This is a genomic window from Methylobacterium sp. PvP105 (assembly GCF_017876975.1).
GTDB lineage: Bacteria > Pseudomonadota > Alphaproteobacteria > Rhizobiales > Beijerinckiaceae > Methylobacterium > Methylobacterium radiotolerans.
Genome location: NZ_JAGIPA010000001.1, coordinates 5,984,117 through 5,999,606 on the forward strand (window position 1 = coordinate 5,984,117; position 15,490 = coordinate 5,999,606).

Annotated in this window: 11 protein-coding genes; 5 read left to right on the forward strand and 6 right to left on the reverse strand. The window is 72.4% G+C overall.

Annotation, left to right across the window (positions count from 1 at the left end; genetic code table 11):
• Window positions 1-93 precede the first annotated feature (93 nt).
• From J3A75_RS29120 to J3A75_RS29140, 5 genes are all read right to left on the reverse strand, one after another.
• Window positions 94-3,570 (reverse strand): CheR family methyltransferase, encoded by a 3,477-nt coding sequence (locus J3A75_RS29120; protein WP_012321350.1) that lies wholly within the window; start codon window positions 3,568-3,570, stop codon window positions 94-96.
• Window positions 3,551-4,111, reverse strand: coding sequence for a PAS domain-containing protein (locus tag J3A75_RS29125; protein WP_024828800.1), 561 nt, complete (start codon window positions 4,109-4,111; stop codon window positions 3,551-3,553). Before J3A75_RS29125 ends, J3A75_RS29120 begins: the two co-directional genes overlap by 20 nt.
• Window positions 4,112-4,334: 223 nt before the next feature.
• Window positions 4,335-6,911 (reverse strand): PAS domain-containing protein, encoded by a 2,577-nt coding sequence (locus tag J3A75_RS29130; protein ID WP_071000154.1) that lies wholly within the window; start codon window positions 6,909-6,911, stop codon window positions 4,335-4,337.
• Between the two features lie 261 nt (window positions 6,912-7,172).
• Window positions 7,173-7,529, reverse strand: a complete 357-nt coding sequence (locus tag J3A75_RS29135; RefSeq protein WP_071000155.1) for a hypothetical protein — start codon at window positions 7,527-7,529, stop codon at window positions 7,173-7,175.
• A 150-nt stretch (window positions 7,530-7,679) separates the two neighbouring features.
• The gene (locus tag J3A75_RS29140; protein ID WP_063111409.1) at window positions 7,680-8,780 is read right to left on the reverse strand and encodes an SMP-30/gluconolactonase/LRE family protein; all 1,101 of its coding nucleotides are present in this window, start codon (window positions 8,778-8,780) and stop codon (window positions 7,680-7,682) included.
• Window positions 8,781-8,996: 216 nt separating this feature from the next.
• Between J3A75_RS29140 and J3A75_RS29145 the strand changes: the two genes are divergently transcribed.
• From J3A75_RS29145 to J3A75_RS29160, 4 genes are all read left to right on the forward strand, one after another.
• Window positions 8,997-9,251, forward strand: coding sequence for a DUF6894 family protein (locus tag J3A75_RS29145; protein WP_012321355.1), 255 nt, complete (start codon window positions 8,997-8,999; stop codon window positions 9,249-9,251).
• Entirely contained in the window at window positions 9,252-10,286 is a 1,035-nt protein-coding gene (ruvB, locus tag J3A75_RS29150; RefSeq protein ID WP_071000156.1) for a Holliday junction branch migration DNA helicase RuvB, read from the forward strand.
• Window positions 10,287-10,353: 67 nt separating this feature from the next.
• Entirely contained in the window at window positions 10,354-10,974 is a 621-nt protein-coding gene (locus tag J3A75_RS29155) for a glutathione S-transferase N-terminal domain-containing protein (protein ID WP_012321357.1), read from the forward strand.
• 59 nt (window positions 10,975-11,033) lie between these two features.
• Window positions 11,034-12,605 carry an ABC transporter substrate-binding protein gene (locus J3A75_RS29160; RefSeq protein WP_029361449.1) on the forward strand — a complete coding sequence of 524 codons (1,572 nt, stop codon included), beginning with the start codon at window positions 11,034-11,036 and terminating at the stop codon, window positions 12,603-12,605.
• A gap of 31 nt (window positions 12,606-12,636) precedes the next feature.
• Here the strand turns inward: J3A75_RS29160 and J3A75_RS29165 are convergent, their stop codons facing one another.
• Window positions 12,637-14,610, reverse strand: a complete 1,974-nt coding sequence (locus tag J3A75_RS29165) for a putative bifunctional diguanylate cyclase/phosphodiesterase (protein WP_012321359.1) — start codon at window positions 14,608-14,610, stop codon at window positions 12,637-12,639.
• A 421-nt stretch (window positions 14,611-15,031) separates the two neighbouring features.
• On the opposite strand from J3A75_RS29165, the gene J3A75_RS29170 reads away from it, so the two are divergent.
• Window positions 15,032-15,376, forward strand: a complete 345-nt coding sequence (locus J3A75_RS29170; protein WP_012321360.1) for an MliC family protein — start codon at window positions 15,032-15,034, stop codon at window positions 15,374-15,376.
• The last annotated feature ends 114 nt before the right edge of the window (window positions 15,377-15,490 follow it).

The following is a 15,490-nucleotide window of genomic DNA, read 5'->3' on the forward strand; positions in this document are numbered from 1 at the left end:
GCGGCCGGTCCTGAAGCCGCTGCCGACACGGACGGGCGGATCCGACGGCCCGCCGCGAGGGCGCGGCCGGTCGCGGCGGGAGCGGCCCCCGCCTCACCCCCGCGTGAGCACCAGTTCCGGCAGGTGCAGGGTGATCCGGTAGGCGGAGGCGTCGTGACTGCGCGTGACGCGCGCCTCGAGCTGGCGCAGGGACATCTCCACCAGCAGGGTGCCGAAGCCCCGGCCCGGCCGCGGCTCGGCGACGCGGGCCACGCGCTCGCACCAGTCCAGGACGAGCCCGTCCGCCTGCCGGTCCCAGGTGACGGACAGCGCGCCGTCGTCGGACCCGAGCGCGCCGTACTTCACCGAGTTCGTCGCCCACTCGTGCAGGATCATCGCCAGCGACGACACGTGCCGCCAGTTGATCGCCACGAGGGGACCCTCGATCACCGTGGGGACGTGGTCGCGGTACGGGCGCAGGGTCGCGCCGATCAGGCCCGCGAGGTCGCTCATGCCCTGGCCGTCGGACGGGTCGGCCAGGGAATGCGCCCGCCCGAGCGCCGAGATGCGGTCGCGCATGTCGGTGGCGAAGACGCCGATCTCCCGGTGCGTGCGGGCGCCCGCCGAGATCATGCCGCCGATGATCGCGAACAGGTTCTTCACCCGGTGGTTCATCTCCCGCAGCATCAGGTCGCGGGTCTCGGCGAGCGCGTATTCGGGCGACACGTCGATGCAGACGCCGACGATCCGCTTCCGGTCGCCGCTCCGGGTCAGGCGCCCGTAGCTGCGGATGTGCCGCGGCGCGTGGTCGGCGGCGCGCACGCGGATGCGCGCCTCGAACTCGTCCAGGCCGTGCGCCGCCTCGGACAGCGCCGCCTCGAAGCCGGGACGGTCCTCGGGCAGCACGCTGGCCGCCAGGGCCGCGGTGGGGTGCGGGGCGTCGGGAGCGAGGCCGAACATCGTGCCGGCGGTGCTGTCGACCACGACGGTCCCGGCATCCGGGCTGTATTCCCAGACGCCGATGCCCCCGGCCTTCACGGCCAGTTCCAGCCGCTCGCGCTCCGCGGCGAGCTGGCGCTCCAGCGACAGCGCCTCGGTGATGTCGGTGAGCACCAGGGTGGCGCCGTCGACGCTGCCGTTCTGCAGGCGGTAGGGCAGCACCCGCAGCGAGAGCGTGCGCTCCCCGTCCCGGGTGGCGACGCGCCGCTGGATCACCGAGCCGCCGGCGCAGACCTCCCGGGCGTCGTGCAGGTACTCGTGCCCGGCGAGCCGGCTCGACACGTCGGCGAGGGGGCGGCCGCGATCGCCCGGCTGCAGCGGGAAGATCGTGGTGGCCGCCGTGGTGAAGCTGCGCACCTTCAGCTCGCGGTCGAGCACCACGACGGCGAGGTCGGTGGATTCGAAGAAGTTGCGCAGGTCGGCATTGGCGATGGTCAGCTGCTCGACCTTGATCTTCAGCTCGTCGTTGACCGTGGACAGCTCCTCGTTCGTCGACTGGAGCTCCTCGTTCATCGACATCATTTCTTCGTTGGAGCTCTTCAGCTCCTCGTTCGTCGTCTCCAGCTCCTCGACCGCCGAGCGCAGCTTGTAGCGGGTGCGCAGCAGCTCCTCTTCCAGCGCCTCGACGTGGTCGCCGCCGGCATCCATCTCGATCAGGTCGAGGTCGTCCGCCGCCCGGAAGGCGCCGGTGTCGCGCACGACCAGGAGCATCGAGCCGTCGGGCAGGGGATCGCAGATCAGCTCGACCGGCTGGACGCCGTATTCCGAGCGGATCTCCACGTCGCGGACGACCACGCGCTTGCGCACGTCCCGGGTCTGGCGGAGCAGCGGGCCGATGACGTCGCGCAGGCCCGGGCGCGCGAGGGTGATCGCGCTGGTGCCGCCGGTCCGGGTCACCGGGAAGTCGAAGTAGCGGCTCAGGCGCCCGTAGGCGGCGATGATGCCGCCATCCTCGTTGAGCACCATGCTGGGCGGGGCGTAGCGCTCCATGACGCGGCGCACCGCCACGGTCTCGTCGGCGATCGAGGGCTCGCCGCGGCGCTCCTCGCGGCCGCCGCGCCGGACCTCGCCCCGGCGCGCGCTCCCGGGCAGGTCGATCGGGTATTGCGGCGCGCCCGGCGGCCGCTCGAACAGGCGGGCATGCTGGTCGATGACGGGGAAGAGGTGCTCGAACCGGCTGACGCTCTCCGAGGGGCCGAGGAACAGGTAGCCCCCCGGCCGGACCGCGTAGTGGAACAGCGGCACCACCGATTGCTGGAGGCGCTCGTCGAAGTAGATCAGCAGGTTGCGGCAGGACAGGAGGTCGACCCGCGAGAAGGGCGGGTCCTTGACCAGGCTGTGGCTGGAGAAGCGGATCAGGTCGCGGATCTCGGCCGCGACGGTGAAGCGCTCGGCGTGGAGGACGACGTAGCGCTCCCGCAGATGGGCCGGGATGTCGGCGAGCGCGGCGGCCGGGTAGGTCGCCTCCCGGGCGATCTGGAGCATGCGCTCGTCGATGTCGGTGGCGAAGATCTGGACCGCCAGCGGCACGCCGAGGCGGCGCGCGGCGTCGGCGAACAGCATGGCGATGCTGTAGGCCTCCTCGCCGCTGGAGCAGCCCGGGATCCAGACCCGGATGTCCTCCTCGGGATCGCGGGTGCGCAGCAGGGGTTCCACCACCCGCTCCCGGAGGAGCTCGAACATCTCGGCGTCGCGGAAGAACCGGGTGACGTTGATGAGGAGGTCGCGGAACAGCGCCTCGCACTCGGTCTTGTCGGCCCGGACGCGGCCCAGATAGGCCCGGCCGGACTCGAGCCCGAGCACGTGCATGCGCCGCTCGACCCGCCGGACCAGGGTGGTCCGCTTGTAGCCGGAGAAGTCGTGGCCCACCGCGGCGCGGATGACCCGGCAGAGGTCGTCGATGTGGTCGGCGACGAGGCGGGCCTCGTCGTCGACGCCGTCGGTGCCGCGGCGGCGGAAGAAGCTCGTGAGGCAGTCCACGATCTCGCCCGGCGGCCGCACGAAGTCGACGAGGCTGGTCCCGACCGCCGAGAGCGGCATGCCGTCGTAGCGGGCGGTGTCGGGCTGCTGCACCACGCAGACGCCGCCGTGCTCCTTGATCGCCCGCAGGCCGGTCGTGCCGTCGGCCCCCGTGCCCGACAGGATCACGCAGGCGGCGTTGGCCTGCTGGTCGACCGCGAGCGACAGGAAGAAGTCGTCGATGGGCCGGCGCAGGCCCCGCGGCTGGACGAAATGGGTCAGTTCGAGGACGCCGTTCTGGATGACGAGGCCCCGCCCGGGCGGGATGATGTAGACCTTGTCGCCCGCGATCCGCTCCCCGCCCTCGCACTGCAGCACCTCCAGCTCGGTCTGCCGGTCGAGGAGCTGCGCCAGCATGCTCTCGTGGTTGGGGTCGAGGTGCTGGACGATGACGAAGGCCATGCCGGTCGGCGGCCGGGCGCGCGCCAGCATCTCCCGCAGGGCCTCGAGCCCCCCCGCCGAGGCACCGATTCCCACGACGGGCCCGGCGAAGGGCGGGGCGGTCACCGTCCCGGCGCCGTCCAGGACCTCCGAGGCCTCGCCTCCGGGGGCGTTAAGGAAATCCTGGTGCATCGAGATCCGCGAGCGTGAGCTTGGCCTGCGCGACCGTGGCGACCGTGTTGGCGATCGTCATCAGCGAGCCCTCGATGACGAGCCCGCTCTCCGCAAGCGTCGGGGTCAGCCGGGTCAAGGTCCGGCCGAGTTCCGTATCGTAGGCGGAAAGCAACTCGGGTTGCGAGCGGCTGACATCGAATTGGGATGCGAAAAGAAAGCGCACCTCGCCCGAGAGCGCCCTCAGTTTGGACATGTACAGCAGGTTGACGAAGGGCTTCCCGTCCTTGCGGAAATTCAGGATCGGCGTGCGCACCGTGTCCTGCCGGTCGTTCTCCAGGAAGGCGTGGATCTTGGCCCGCGCCTCCCGGTTGTCGGCGTCGCGCTGGAGGAGGCGGCAATTGCGCCCGACGACCTCCGCGCCCGTGTAGCCGGTGAGCTCGTGGAACCGCTCGTTCACCAGGAGCAGGACGTTGTCGTCGCCCGCCGCCGCCAGGGCCAGGGCGATGTGGGATTTCGCGAAGAAGGTCGTGAGTTCGGCCGGGATGGTCTGCGTGTCCACGGTAGGTTCCCTGTCGCCTCCGTTGGCGCGGTCCTGCTGGTTCGCTCCCGGGTCCGCCCGACCGACGGGCACCGTGCCGAGGACGCCCGCGAGGACGCCCGCGACGACGCCCTCATGGGCGCGCCGGCGCGGTATGGCAATGACGCGCGGGCCGGCGAACCCGTTCCGCGCGGGCCTGCGACGCCGTGTGCCCGGGGGCACCGCCGGCCCGGGCCGCCGGACCTCAGCCCTCGCCGCCGATGATGCCGCGGATGCGGGTGGCGAGCGCCTCCAGGGCGAAGGGCTTCGTCATCACCTGCATCCCGGGCCCGAGATGGCCGTGGTTGAGGGCGGCGTTCTCGGCGTAGCCGGTGATGAACAGGACCTTCAGGTCCGGGCGGTGCTGGCGGCCGGCATCGGCCATCTGGCGGCCGTTCATGCCGCCGGGCAGCCCGACATCGGTGATGAGCATGTCGATGCGCACGTCCGACTGGAGCACCTTCAGCCCCGAGGCGCCGTCCGCCGCCTCGATCGCCGCGTAGCCGAGATCCTCCAGCACCTCGGTCACCAGCATCCGCACGGTCGGCTCGTCGTCCACCACCAGGACCGTCTCGCCCTGCTCGGCGCGGGGCGCGTGGGCGAGGTCCGGCAGGCTCACCTCGGCCTCCGCCTCGCCGAGATGGCGGGGCAGGTAGAGGCAGACCATCGTGCCCTGGCCGACCTCCGAGTAGATCCGGACCTGCCCGCCCGACTGCTTGGCGAAGCCGTAGATCATCGACAGGCCGAGGCCGGTGCCCTCGCCGATCGGCTTGGTGGTGAAGAACGGGTCGAAGGCCTTGGCGACCACGTCGGGGGTCATGCCGGTGCCGTTGTCCGAGACGCAGAGCGTCACGTACTGCCCCGGCTCCAGCTCGCGTTCCTGGGCGGCCCGGTGGTCGAGCCAGCGGTTGGCGGTCTCGATGACGATGCGCCCGCCCGCCGGCATCGCGTCCCGGGCGTTGATGCACAGGTTGAGCAGCGCGTTCTCGAGCTGGCTCGGGTCGACCAGCGTCGGCCACAGGCCGCCGGCCCCGACCGACTCGATCGCCACCGACGGGCCGACCGTGCGGCGGACGAGCTCCATCATGCCCTCGACCAGGCGGTTCGCGTCCGTCGGCTTCGGGTCGAGGGTCTGGCGGCGCGAGAAGGCCAGCAGGCGGTGGGTCAGGGCGGCGGCGCGCTTGGCCGCGCCCTGCGCCGCGCCGATGTAGCGGTCGAGGTCGCCGACCCGCCCCTGCAGCATCCGGGTCTGCATCAGCTCCAGCGAGCCGACGATCCCGGCCAGCATGTTGTTGAAGTCGTGGGCGAGCCCGCCGGTGAGCTGGCCGACCGCCTCCATCTTCTGCGACTGGCGCAGGGCCTCCTCGGCGCGCATCAGCTCGGCCGTCCGCTCGGCGACCCGCTGCTCCAGGGTCTCGTTGAGGCTGCGCAGCGCCGCGGCGACGCGGTCCCGCTCGGCCTCGACGGCGCGGCGCTCGTCCACGTCGATCAGGACCCCGGGGAAGCTCAGGGGCGTGCCGTCGGGCGCGTGGTCGACGCGGCCGTTGGCCTCCAGCCAGTAATAGTGCCCGTCGGCGCGGCGCACCCGGTACTGGTGCGCGTAGGCGCCGCCCCGGGCGACGGCCGCGTTGATGGCGGCCGCCAGCCCGGCCTGGTCGTCCGGGTGCACGGTCGCGACGATCCGGGCGAGCGGGATGCCGTCCCGGCCGAGCGCCGGGTCGAGGCCGAAGCTGCGGGCGAAGCCCTCGTCGACCGTGAACCGGTCGCTCGGCAGGTCCCAGTGCCACGTGCCGATGATGGCGCCCGCCGCGAGGGCGAGCTGCACGCGCTCGATGTTGGTCCGGGCGAGCGCCTCGCTGGTGCGCAGGGCGTCCTCCGCCTGCCGGCGCGCCGTGATGTCCCGGAACAGCACCGAGACCTGGCGCCGGCTCGCCGGCCCGATCCGGGCGGCCGAGACGTCGATGAAGCGGTCGGCCTGGGCGAAGAAGCGCTCGAACCGGATCGGGAGTCCGGAGCGCAGCACGCCGCCGTAGAGTTCGAGCCAGGCCTCCGCGTCCGCGGCCGACACGAGGTCGCGCAGCGTCCGCCCGACGATGCCGGCGATGCCGGTGTGGCGCTCGTAGCCGGGATTGGCCTCGACGTGGACGTAGTCGCTCAGCGGGCCGTGCGGGCCGTCGAAGAACTCGATGATGCAGAAGCCGTCGTCGATGGCCTCGAACAAGGTCCGGTAGCGCTCCTCGCCGGCGCGCAGGGCGTCGCGGGCCTCCCGCTGCTCGGTGATGTCGCGCGCCACCCCGGAGAACCGCACCGGCCGCCCCGCGGCGTCGCGCTCGATCTCCCCCTGCCGGGCGATCCAGCGGATCTCCCCGGTATCCGGCCGCCGGATCCGGTAGGCGACGTCCCGCGGGGCGTCGCCGCGGCGCCGGCTCGCCGCCGTCGAGATGAGCGCCTGGTCCTCCGGCAGGATCAGCGCCTCGACCAGCTCGGCCGGGTAGGTGTCGCGCTCCGGCAGCCCGTAGAGCCGGCAGAATTGCGGGGTCGGGTGCAGGAGCCCGTCGTCGACCCCGACGGTGAACAGGCCGATCCCGCCCGCCTCCTGCGCCCGCAGCAGGCGCGCCTCGGCCTCCCGGAGGGCCCGGCCGGTCCTGTCCGAGTCCGCGGGGGGCTGCGGGAGCGGCCGGGCGTCCTCCCGCGCGGCGGCCGCCCGCGCCCGGAGGCCGGCGGCTTCCTCTTCCAGCGCGCGGGCGCGCCGCAGGAGCGCCTCGGTCCCCGTCTCGTCCACGCTCAGCGTCCGTGCGTCGCGACCGCGTCCCCCGCCGGCCGCGCGGGGCGGTCGGGGCGGATCGCCGGGGCTGGGAGGGCGGGTGATACGGGCACGGGGCTGGCGCTGCGACAGAGTGGCGGGTCGTGGACGCCTTCTGCCGGAAACGGACCTCGGACGCCACGGCAACCGACCACAACGCGCGGAAACCGCTGAGGCTGCCTCGGAGGCCCCGGCGGCCCCGAGACCGGCGGGCGTGCGTCCCGGTGATGGGGCCGCCGGCTACGGCTCGGCGAGGCGGCAGGTGGCGCTGCTCGCGCGGGGCCAGCCGTAGTAGATCGTCTCGGCCTGCACGTCGGCGAGGCCCACGACCTCCGGCACCGAGGCCCGCTGGGTGTCGAGCACCGCCCCGCCGGCTCCGGTGAAGGTGCACAGGACGGTCACGTTCGTCGCGAGGTCCGGGCCGGTGTTGCGCAGGTTGACCATCGCCCGCTGCGGCTCGTGCGAGTCCGGCGGCGTGTGCAGCCGGGTCTCCCGCAGGACCAGGGCGGCGTCGGCCCGCGCCGGCGGGGCGAAGGCGACGATCAGGCCGGCAGCCAGGAAGGCGGCGGCCCGCCGCGACGACTGCATCCTGCGCATGGTCGGTCCATCCTATCGTCGTGCCGGGTCACGGTGCCGGGTCTCGGACCCGGCACCCGCCTCGATCCAACTTGTAACCCCGGATCCCGGTTCGCCGTCAGCCGCCGCGCGCCGAACGCAACGCCGCGCCTGAGACAGGCTGAACCGGCCTCAGTTGCGCAGCGGCTTGGCGTCGATCTGCATCCGGTAGATCGTCGTCGGGAACTTGACCGCCGAGGCCGCGCCGCCGCTCATCGCCGGCGTGCGGTTCATCTGCGCCGCCGGGATCCACAGGCCGCCCTGCTCGTCGATCCACATCGCGTCGACCCAGACGAGCCGGGGGTCCTGCACCAGCGTGCTCATCGTCCCGTCCGGCGCGATCTTGAGGATCCGCAGGCCGTCCGTGTCGCTCGCGTAGATGGTGCCCGCCGCGTCGATGGCGGTGCCGCCGGTCGCCACCGTGGCGGCGTGGAGCTTCACGTGCTCGGCGCGCTCGGCGTCGCTCACGGCGGCGTCGTCGAGGTACCGGGTCTCGATGCTGTAGAGCGGCCCGGTGCACGCCTGGTAGTAGAAGGTCTTCCCGTCCGGCGAGACTTCCAGTTGGTCCGCGTGGATGAACAGCAGCTTGTCCTTGTCGTCCCGGAGCACCCGGCCCTGACCGGTCAGCGGGCGCTGCGCGATGGTCGACCAGTGGCCGTCGAGCACCCGCCGCAGGCCGCCGGTCTCGCGGTCGAGGACGATCAGACCGGGCTGGCCGGCATCCGTCAGGTAGATGTGGCCGCCGTTGAAGCGGAAATCGTCGATGAAGCTCTTCTCGGTGGTCGCCGCCTGCAGCGGGTAGACCTTACGAACGGTGTTCGTGGCGAGGTCGATCTGCACGAGCTTCGGGCCGCCCGGCAGCGGCGCCGCGCCCATGCCGGGCGCGCCCTTGTCGACCACCCAGAGGTCCCCGTCCGGGCCGATCCGGATGGCGTTGACCGCCACGAAGGCCTTGGCCGGGTCGTCGCCCGTCTTCCAGGCGTTCCAGGCCGCGTCGGGGAACGGCACCGCCTTGCCGTCCCGCCACTCGCCGAGTTCGATCCCCGAATCCTTGCTCTGCCGCTGGAACGGCGAGAACAGCCGGCCGTCCGAGGACCGGGTGATGCCGTTGAAGACGAGGTCGTTGGATTCCACCATCGGCTTCAGGGCGTCGGATCCGGCCGGCGCCTCGGCGGCGCGGCCGGGCGTGCCCAGGCCGGTTGCCAGCAGGAGGGCGAGGAGCGTGGCGCGCATGGTGGGATCCCGGTCCGGCGGTGAAGCGTCTCGCCCGGTAAGTCCGCGGGACGCGCGGTGTTCCGGGCCGACCCCATCGGCCGCAGCCGAACCGCCAGCGCGCGGGCCGCGCCGGGGACGCCTGCGACGCTTCGCCGGGGCTGGATCCCGCCGATTTGAGAACATATAGTGAACAGACGGTGAGCGCCGCGCGGGGCGGCCGAGGAGGAGCGAGGGATGGCCAAGTACCGGTTCCACTGCACCAACGGCCTCGAATGCGTGTTCGACGCCCGCGGCACCGAGGTCCGCGCGACGGCACGCCTCGTCGACCGGGCCCGGAAGGTCGCCTCCGACGTGCGGCAGTCGCTGGCCAACCGCACCGACTGGGCCGAGTGGCGGGTGAGCGTGCACGACCTCTCGGGCCGGCGGGTCCTGGTGCAGCCCTTCGTGCAGCCCTTCGAGAAGGCGTCGGGTCGCGCCAGGGCGGCCTGAATGGCGGCGCCGATCAAGACGGCCCGCCCGGGACCGCTCCCGGGCGCGGAGGCGACCGCCGCGGAGGCGGATCGGACGATCCGCCCTCTGAGCCTGTCGGAGTTCATCGGTCAGCGTGCGGCGCGTGCGAACATGCAGGTGTTCATCGAGGCTGCGAAGAAGACCGGTCAGGCGCTCGACCACGTGCTGTTCGTCGGTCCGCCGGGGCTGGGCAAGACGACGCTGGCCCAGATCGTGGCGCGCGAGCTGGGCGTGAACTTCCGCTCGACCTCCGGGCCGGTGATCGCCAAGGCCGGCGACCTGGCCGCGCAGCTCACCAACCTGGAGGAGCGCGACGTCCTGTTCATCGACGAGATCCACCGGCTCAACCCGGCGGTCGAGGAGATCCTCTACCCGGCCATGGAAGATTACCAGCTCGACCTGATCATCGGCGAGGGCCCGGCGGCGCGCTCGGTCAAGATCGAGCTGCCGAAGTTCACCCTGGTCGGCGCCACGACGCGGGCGGGGCTGCTGACGACGCCGCTGCGCGACCGGTTCGGGATCCCGATCCGGCTGGAGTTCTACGAGATCGACGAGCTGGAGCAGATCGTGGCGCGCGGCGCGCGGGTCCTGGGCTTGGGCATGTCGGCGGAGGGCGCCAACGAGATCGCCCGGCGGGCCCGGGGCACGCCGCGGATCGCGGGGCGGCTGTTGCGGCGGGTGCGGGATTTCGCGGTCGTGGCGGAGGCCGAGACGGTGACGCGGGCGATCGCCGACCGGGCGCTGCAGCTCCTGGACGTGGACGGGGCGGGTCTGGACGTGATGGACCGCAAGTACCTGAGCCTGATCGCGCGCGCGTTCGGGGGCGGCCCGGTGGGGATCGAGACCATCGGCGCGGCCTTGTCGGAGCCGCGCGACGCCATCGAGGACATCATCGAGCCCTACCTGATCCAGCGCGGCTTCGTGCAGCGCACGCCCCGCGGCCGCGTCCTCACACGACACGCCTACCGGCATCTCGGCCTGCCGGAGCCCGAGGCGGCCGCGGTCGCGGCCTGAGCGCCGGCCGAATTGCCGGACCCCGCGGCCGGCCCTAGCTTCCCTCCGCACGGCGGAGGCGCCCGCGATGATCGATCTGTACGCCTGGAACACCCCCAACGGCCGGAAGATCAGCGTGGCGCTGGAGGAGATGGCGCTGCCCTACCGGGTCATCCCGGTCGACATCACCCAGGGCGCGCAGCACGCGCCGGACTTCCTGGCGATCAGCCCGAACAACCGCATCCCCGCCATCGTCGATCCGGACGGGCCGGACGGGTCGCCGATCCCGGTCTTCGAGTCCGGCGCGATCCTGCTCTACCTCGCCGAGAAGACCGGCCGCTTCCTGCCCGAGGACCGGCGGCAGCGCGTCGCCGCCCTGGAATGGCTGATGTGGCAGATGGGCGGCTTCGGGCCCATGCCCGGCCAGGTTCACCACTTCCTGACCGTCGCCGAGGCCGACCGCGCCTACGGGCTCGCCCGCTACAGCACGGAGACGCACCGGCTCTACGGCGTGCTGGACCGGCGCCTCGCGCAGGTCGCGTACGTCGCGGGACCGCTCTCGGTGGCGGATTTCGCGATCCTCGGCTGGGCGTGGCGCCACGAGCGCCATCAGGTCGACCTCGCCGACTACCCGCAGGTCCGGCGCTGGTACGACCGGATGATGGCGCGCCCCGCCGTGCAGCGGGGCTTCGCCGTCGCGCTGAGCTGAGGCGGGGCGTCCCTGGTCCGGCGCTTGCGACGCGGAGGTCCACCGTTCGGGGAGTGACGATGAGGCGACGCACCTTCCTCGCCGCCGGGGCCGCGGCCCTGGCGGCCCCGGCCGTCGGGCGGGCGCAGGGCGCCCGGGTCCTGCGCATGGTCCCCCAGGCGAACGTCACCTCGATCGATCCGATCTGGACGACCGCGATCGTCACCCGCAACCACGCCTACGTGATCTACGACACGCTGTTCGGCCTCGACGCCGAGCTGCGGCCGCGGCCGCAGATGGCGGCCGGCCTCAAGGTCGAGCAGGACGGGCGCCGGGTGACGATCCCCCTGCGCGCGGGCCTGCGCTTCCACGACGGCACGCCGGTCCTGGCGCGGGACTGCGTCGCCAGCATCCGGCGCTGGGCGGCGCGCAACGGCTTCGGCCAGACCCTGATGGCCGCCACCGACGAACTCGCCCACGACGGCGACACCGATATCGTGTTCCGCCTGAAGGCGCCGTTCCCGCTCCTGCCCCAGGCGCTGGCGAGCGTCAGCCAGCCGGCCTTCGTCATGCCCGAGCGGATCGCCCAAACCGATCCGTTCAAGCAGATCACCGACGCCACCGGCTCCGGGCCGTTCCGCTGGAAGGCCGACGAGTTCAACTCGGGCAGCCTGATGGTCTACGAGCGCCACCCCGGTTACGTGCCGGCGCCCGGGACGCCGAGCCTGACGGCGGGCGGCAAGGTCGCCCATTTCGACCGGATCGAGTGGCGGATCATCGCCGACGGCGCCACCGCGGCGGCGGCCCTGCAGAACGGCGAGATCGACTGGTACGAGCAGCCGCCGCCCGAGCTCCAGCAGCTGCTCGCCCGCAACCGCGACATCGTGGTGGAGGGCCTCGACCGGCTCACCAACCCGGCGATCCTGCGGATGAACCACCTGCAGCCGCCCTTCGACGACGTCGCGGTGCGCCGGGCGGTGCTGCCGGCGATCGTCCAGAGCGACTTCATGGCGGCGATCGTCGGCGACGATCCGGCCACCTACGACGACCGCTGCGGGATCTTCACGCCGGGCACGCCGATGGCGAGCCAGGCCGGCCTGGAGGCGCTGACCGGGCCGCGCAGCCTGGAGGCGGCCCGGGCGGCGCTCAAGGCCTCGGGCTACGACGGGGCGAAGATCCGGCTGATCGGCCCCACCGACATCCTGGCGCCGTCGGCGCTGACCCAGGTCGCGGCCGACCTGCTCCCCCGGATCGGCTTCAACGTCGACCTGGCCCTGAGCGACTGGGGCACGGTGATCCAGCGGCGCGTCTCGCGCGAGCCCGTCGAGAAGGGCGGCTGGTCGGTGCTGCTCACGACCTTCTCGTCCTTCGACAACGCCGACCCCGCCGCCCTCCAGCCGCTCCGGGCCAACGGGCCGAACGCGTGGTTCGGCTGGCCGTCGGTGCCGCGGCTGGAGGCGCTGCGGACCGCGTGGTTCGCGGCCTCCGACGCGGAGGCGCGCCGGGCGATCTGCGCCGACATGCAGCGGATCGCCCTCGAGGAGGTCGTGTTCGTGCCGGTCGGCTCCTACCGCTCGATGACGTCCTACCGGCGCGACCTGACGGGCCGCCTCCCGGGCTTCCCGATCCTCTGGAACCTCCGGCGCGCCTGAGGGCGCGGCTCCGCCGCGCGCCGGGGCCGCCTCAGGCCCTCCGGCGCACCGTGCCGGCCTCTGCCTCTGCTTCCGCCGCGCCCTCGCGCTCCAGCCGCTCCAGCAGGTCGCCGAGGGGCATCGGGCGGCCGATGTGGTAGCCCTGGGCGTAGCGGCTGCCGTGCCGCCGCGCCACGTCCAGCTGGGCCTGCGTCTCGATTCCCTCGACGATCCCGTCGAGGCCGAGGTTGCGGCACAGGTCCAGGATCGCGGAGACGAGGCTGCAGCCCCGGTCCGTGTCGATGTCGGCCATGAAGCCGCGGTCGATCTTGATCTTGTCCAGGGGCAGGCGGTGGACGTAGCCCAGGCTGGAATAGCCGGTCCCGAAATCGTCCAGGGCGATCTTGATGCCGAGGCTGCGCAGGGTGGTGATGGCCGCCTTGGCGTGATCGAAGTCGCGCATCAGGGCGGTCTCGGTCAGTTCGAGCGTCAGGCGGCGCGGGTCGAGGCCGCTGCCCCGTACCGCCGCCAGGATCGCCAGGACGGTCTCCGGCGAGGCGAGGTCGTGGGCGGAGAGGTTGAAGGACAGGCCGGTCCCGGGCGGCAGCCGCGCGCCGTCGGCGAGCGCCTTGCGCAGGAGCAGGAGCGTCACCGTGTGGATCATGCCGCAGCGCTCGGCGGCCGCGATGAACCGGTCCGGCGCGACGCGGCCCAGCGTCGGGCTCGTCCAGCGCGCCAGACCCTCCACGAAGGCGGTCCGGCCCGTCTCGAGGTCGAGGACCGGCTGGTAGTGCAGCACCATCTCGGCGGCGAGATCCGCCGTCCGCAGGGCCGTCTCCACCGCCTGCTCGGCGCGGATCGCGTCTTTGTGCTCCTGCGAGAACAGGGTCGTCGCGCCGCGGCGCTGCTCCTTGGAGTGGTAGAGCGCGTAGTCGGCGCGGTCGAACAGGGCGTCGGCGTCGTGCGAGATCCGGCAGGGCAGGGCGAGCCCGCCCGAGCAGCCCGTGACGACCCGGATGTCGCCGATCTGGATCGGCTGCTGCAGCGCCGTGCAGACGCCGTCGCAGAAGGCGAGCGCCGCCGCGGCCGAATCCGGCGCGCGCAGCAGCACGCCGAACTCGTCGCCCCCCAGCCGCGTCACCACCGCGTCGGCGCCCGCGAAGCCCGCGAGGCGCCGGCCGGCCTCCGCCAGGACCCGGTCGCCGACATTGTGCCCGTAGGTGTCGTTGATCGGCTTGAAGCGGTCGAGGTCGAAGATCGCCAGGGCGAAGGGTGTCTCCGTTCCCGCGGACGACCGGATCGCCTCGTCGAGCTTCTGGAAGAAGTAGCGCCGGTTGGGCAGGCCGGTCAGGCTGTCCGTCTGGGCGAGGCGCGCGTTCTCCTCCGAGAGCCGGCTCGCCACGGCCTGGGACGCGACGAGGTCGACGAAGGCCCGGTAGTTGGTGTTGAGGATGCGGACCATCACCGCCGTGACGAAGGCCGTGTTGGCGGCGATGGCCAGGAAGACGTCGTTCCCGCTGGTCACGCAGCAGAACAGGAACACGCTCATGACGATGCCGGTCACCAGGAAGGCCGCGACCGGCAGGTGCGTCAGGCAGAAGATGCAGGCGATCACCGTGACGGCCACGAAGATCGCCACGTGGCCCTGCTCGTAGGGGCCGCCGTACCGGTTCAGGACCATCGCCCAGATCACGAAGGCGACCGAGAAGAAGGCCGTGAGCACCGTGGTCAGCCGCAGGTGACGGGACGCCCGCGCTTCGCCGAACGTCTCGGGCCGCAGCCGCAGCCAGTGCGCCGCCCGCACCACGCACAGCGAGATCACGACGGCCGGGATGCCGAGCGTCAGGAAAGCGGGCGCCAGACCGTAATGCGTCACGGCGAGGGCGCCGGCATTGACCGAGAGCAGGCCGTAGAGGCTCGGGACCTGCTTCTGCAGCTCCGCGAGCTGACGCGTGGCGGTCAGGCCGCGGGCGGATGCGGTCAACGACGCGATCAGTAACGAGAGCAGATGTCTAGGACGGTTCATCGGAGCTGTGGCTGCGCTATTTTCCTATTACTATTTTTGATTGATTAAGGAGACATTTAAGCGACGAAAGAGGAAAATAGTCGTCCGGGGCCTGGCCGCGCGCTCTCGGGACCCCTTTATCGGCGATCTTCAGAAGACGTGATGGCGATCGATCGGAGTTTCGGCGACATCTGCCCTGTCTTGACTGAGTGGCGCCGTGAATTTTATTGACTCAGTTGCTGGGGCTTGATTTCAGATCTTCATCGGCTGGTCCCGCGCCGGCCCGGCAGGCCCGACCCGATGCCACGCCGGGTCTCGCCCGTGCCCGGACTCCCGGCGGGCCGCCAGGACTGGCTGCCTGCCCGTCGATTGCCCGCGCGGCGCATCCCGGCGATGATCGCCGCCGCGACGCGGCCGAGGCCGGGAGGTTGGGGAGAGACCGATGAGAACCCGTGACCGGGCCGCCCGCCTGGCGATCCTCCTCGGCGGCCTGTCCATGGCCGCCGGGCCCGGGCGGGCCGAGACGATCGACGTGACCTTCGCCTGTTCGAACGGACAGGCGCTGGCCGTCACGTTCGTGAACGCGGCGGGGCCCGACAAGGCGGTGGTCCGGCCGGCGAACGGCGCCGCCGTCACCCTGCCCGTGCAGATGAGCGGTTCGGGATACCGCTACGCCGACGCCACGCACGAACTCCGGGGCAAGGGGCGGTCGGTCACGTGGACCGACGGGTCCGGCAAGCCCGTCACCTGCACCGACCCCACCCCGGCCGACGCCAAGCCGCGCTAGAACGTCCGGAGCCGGGCAGGGGGTGGGCCCTGAGACCGGCCCCGAGATCGGCCCTGAGATCTTCGCCGAACTCCGCTCCGGGAGCGGTTCCGGACGCGGATGCCTCCTTTCCGG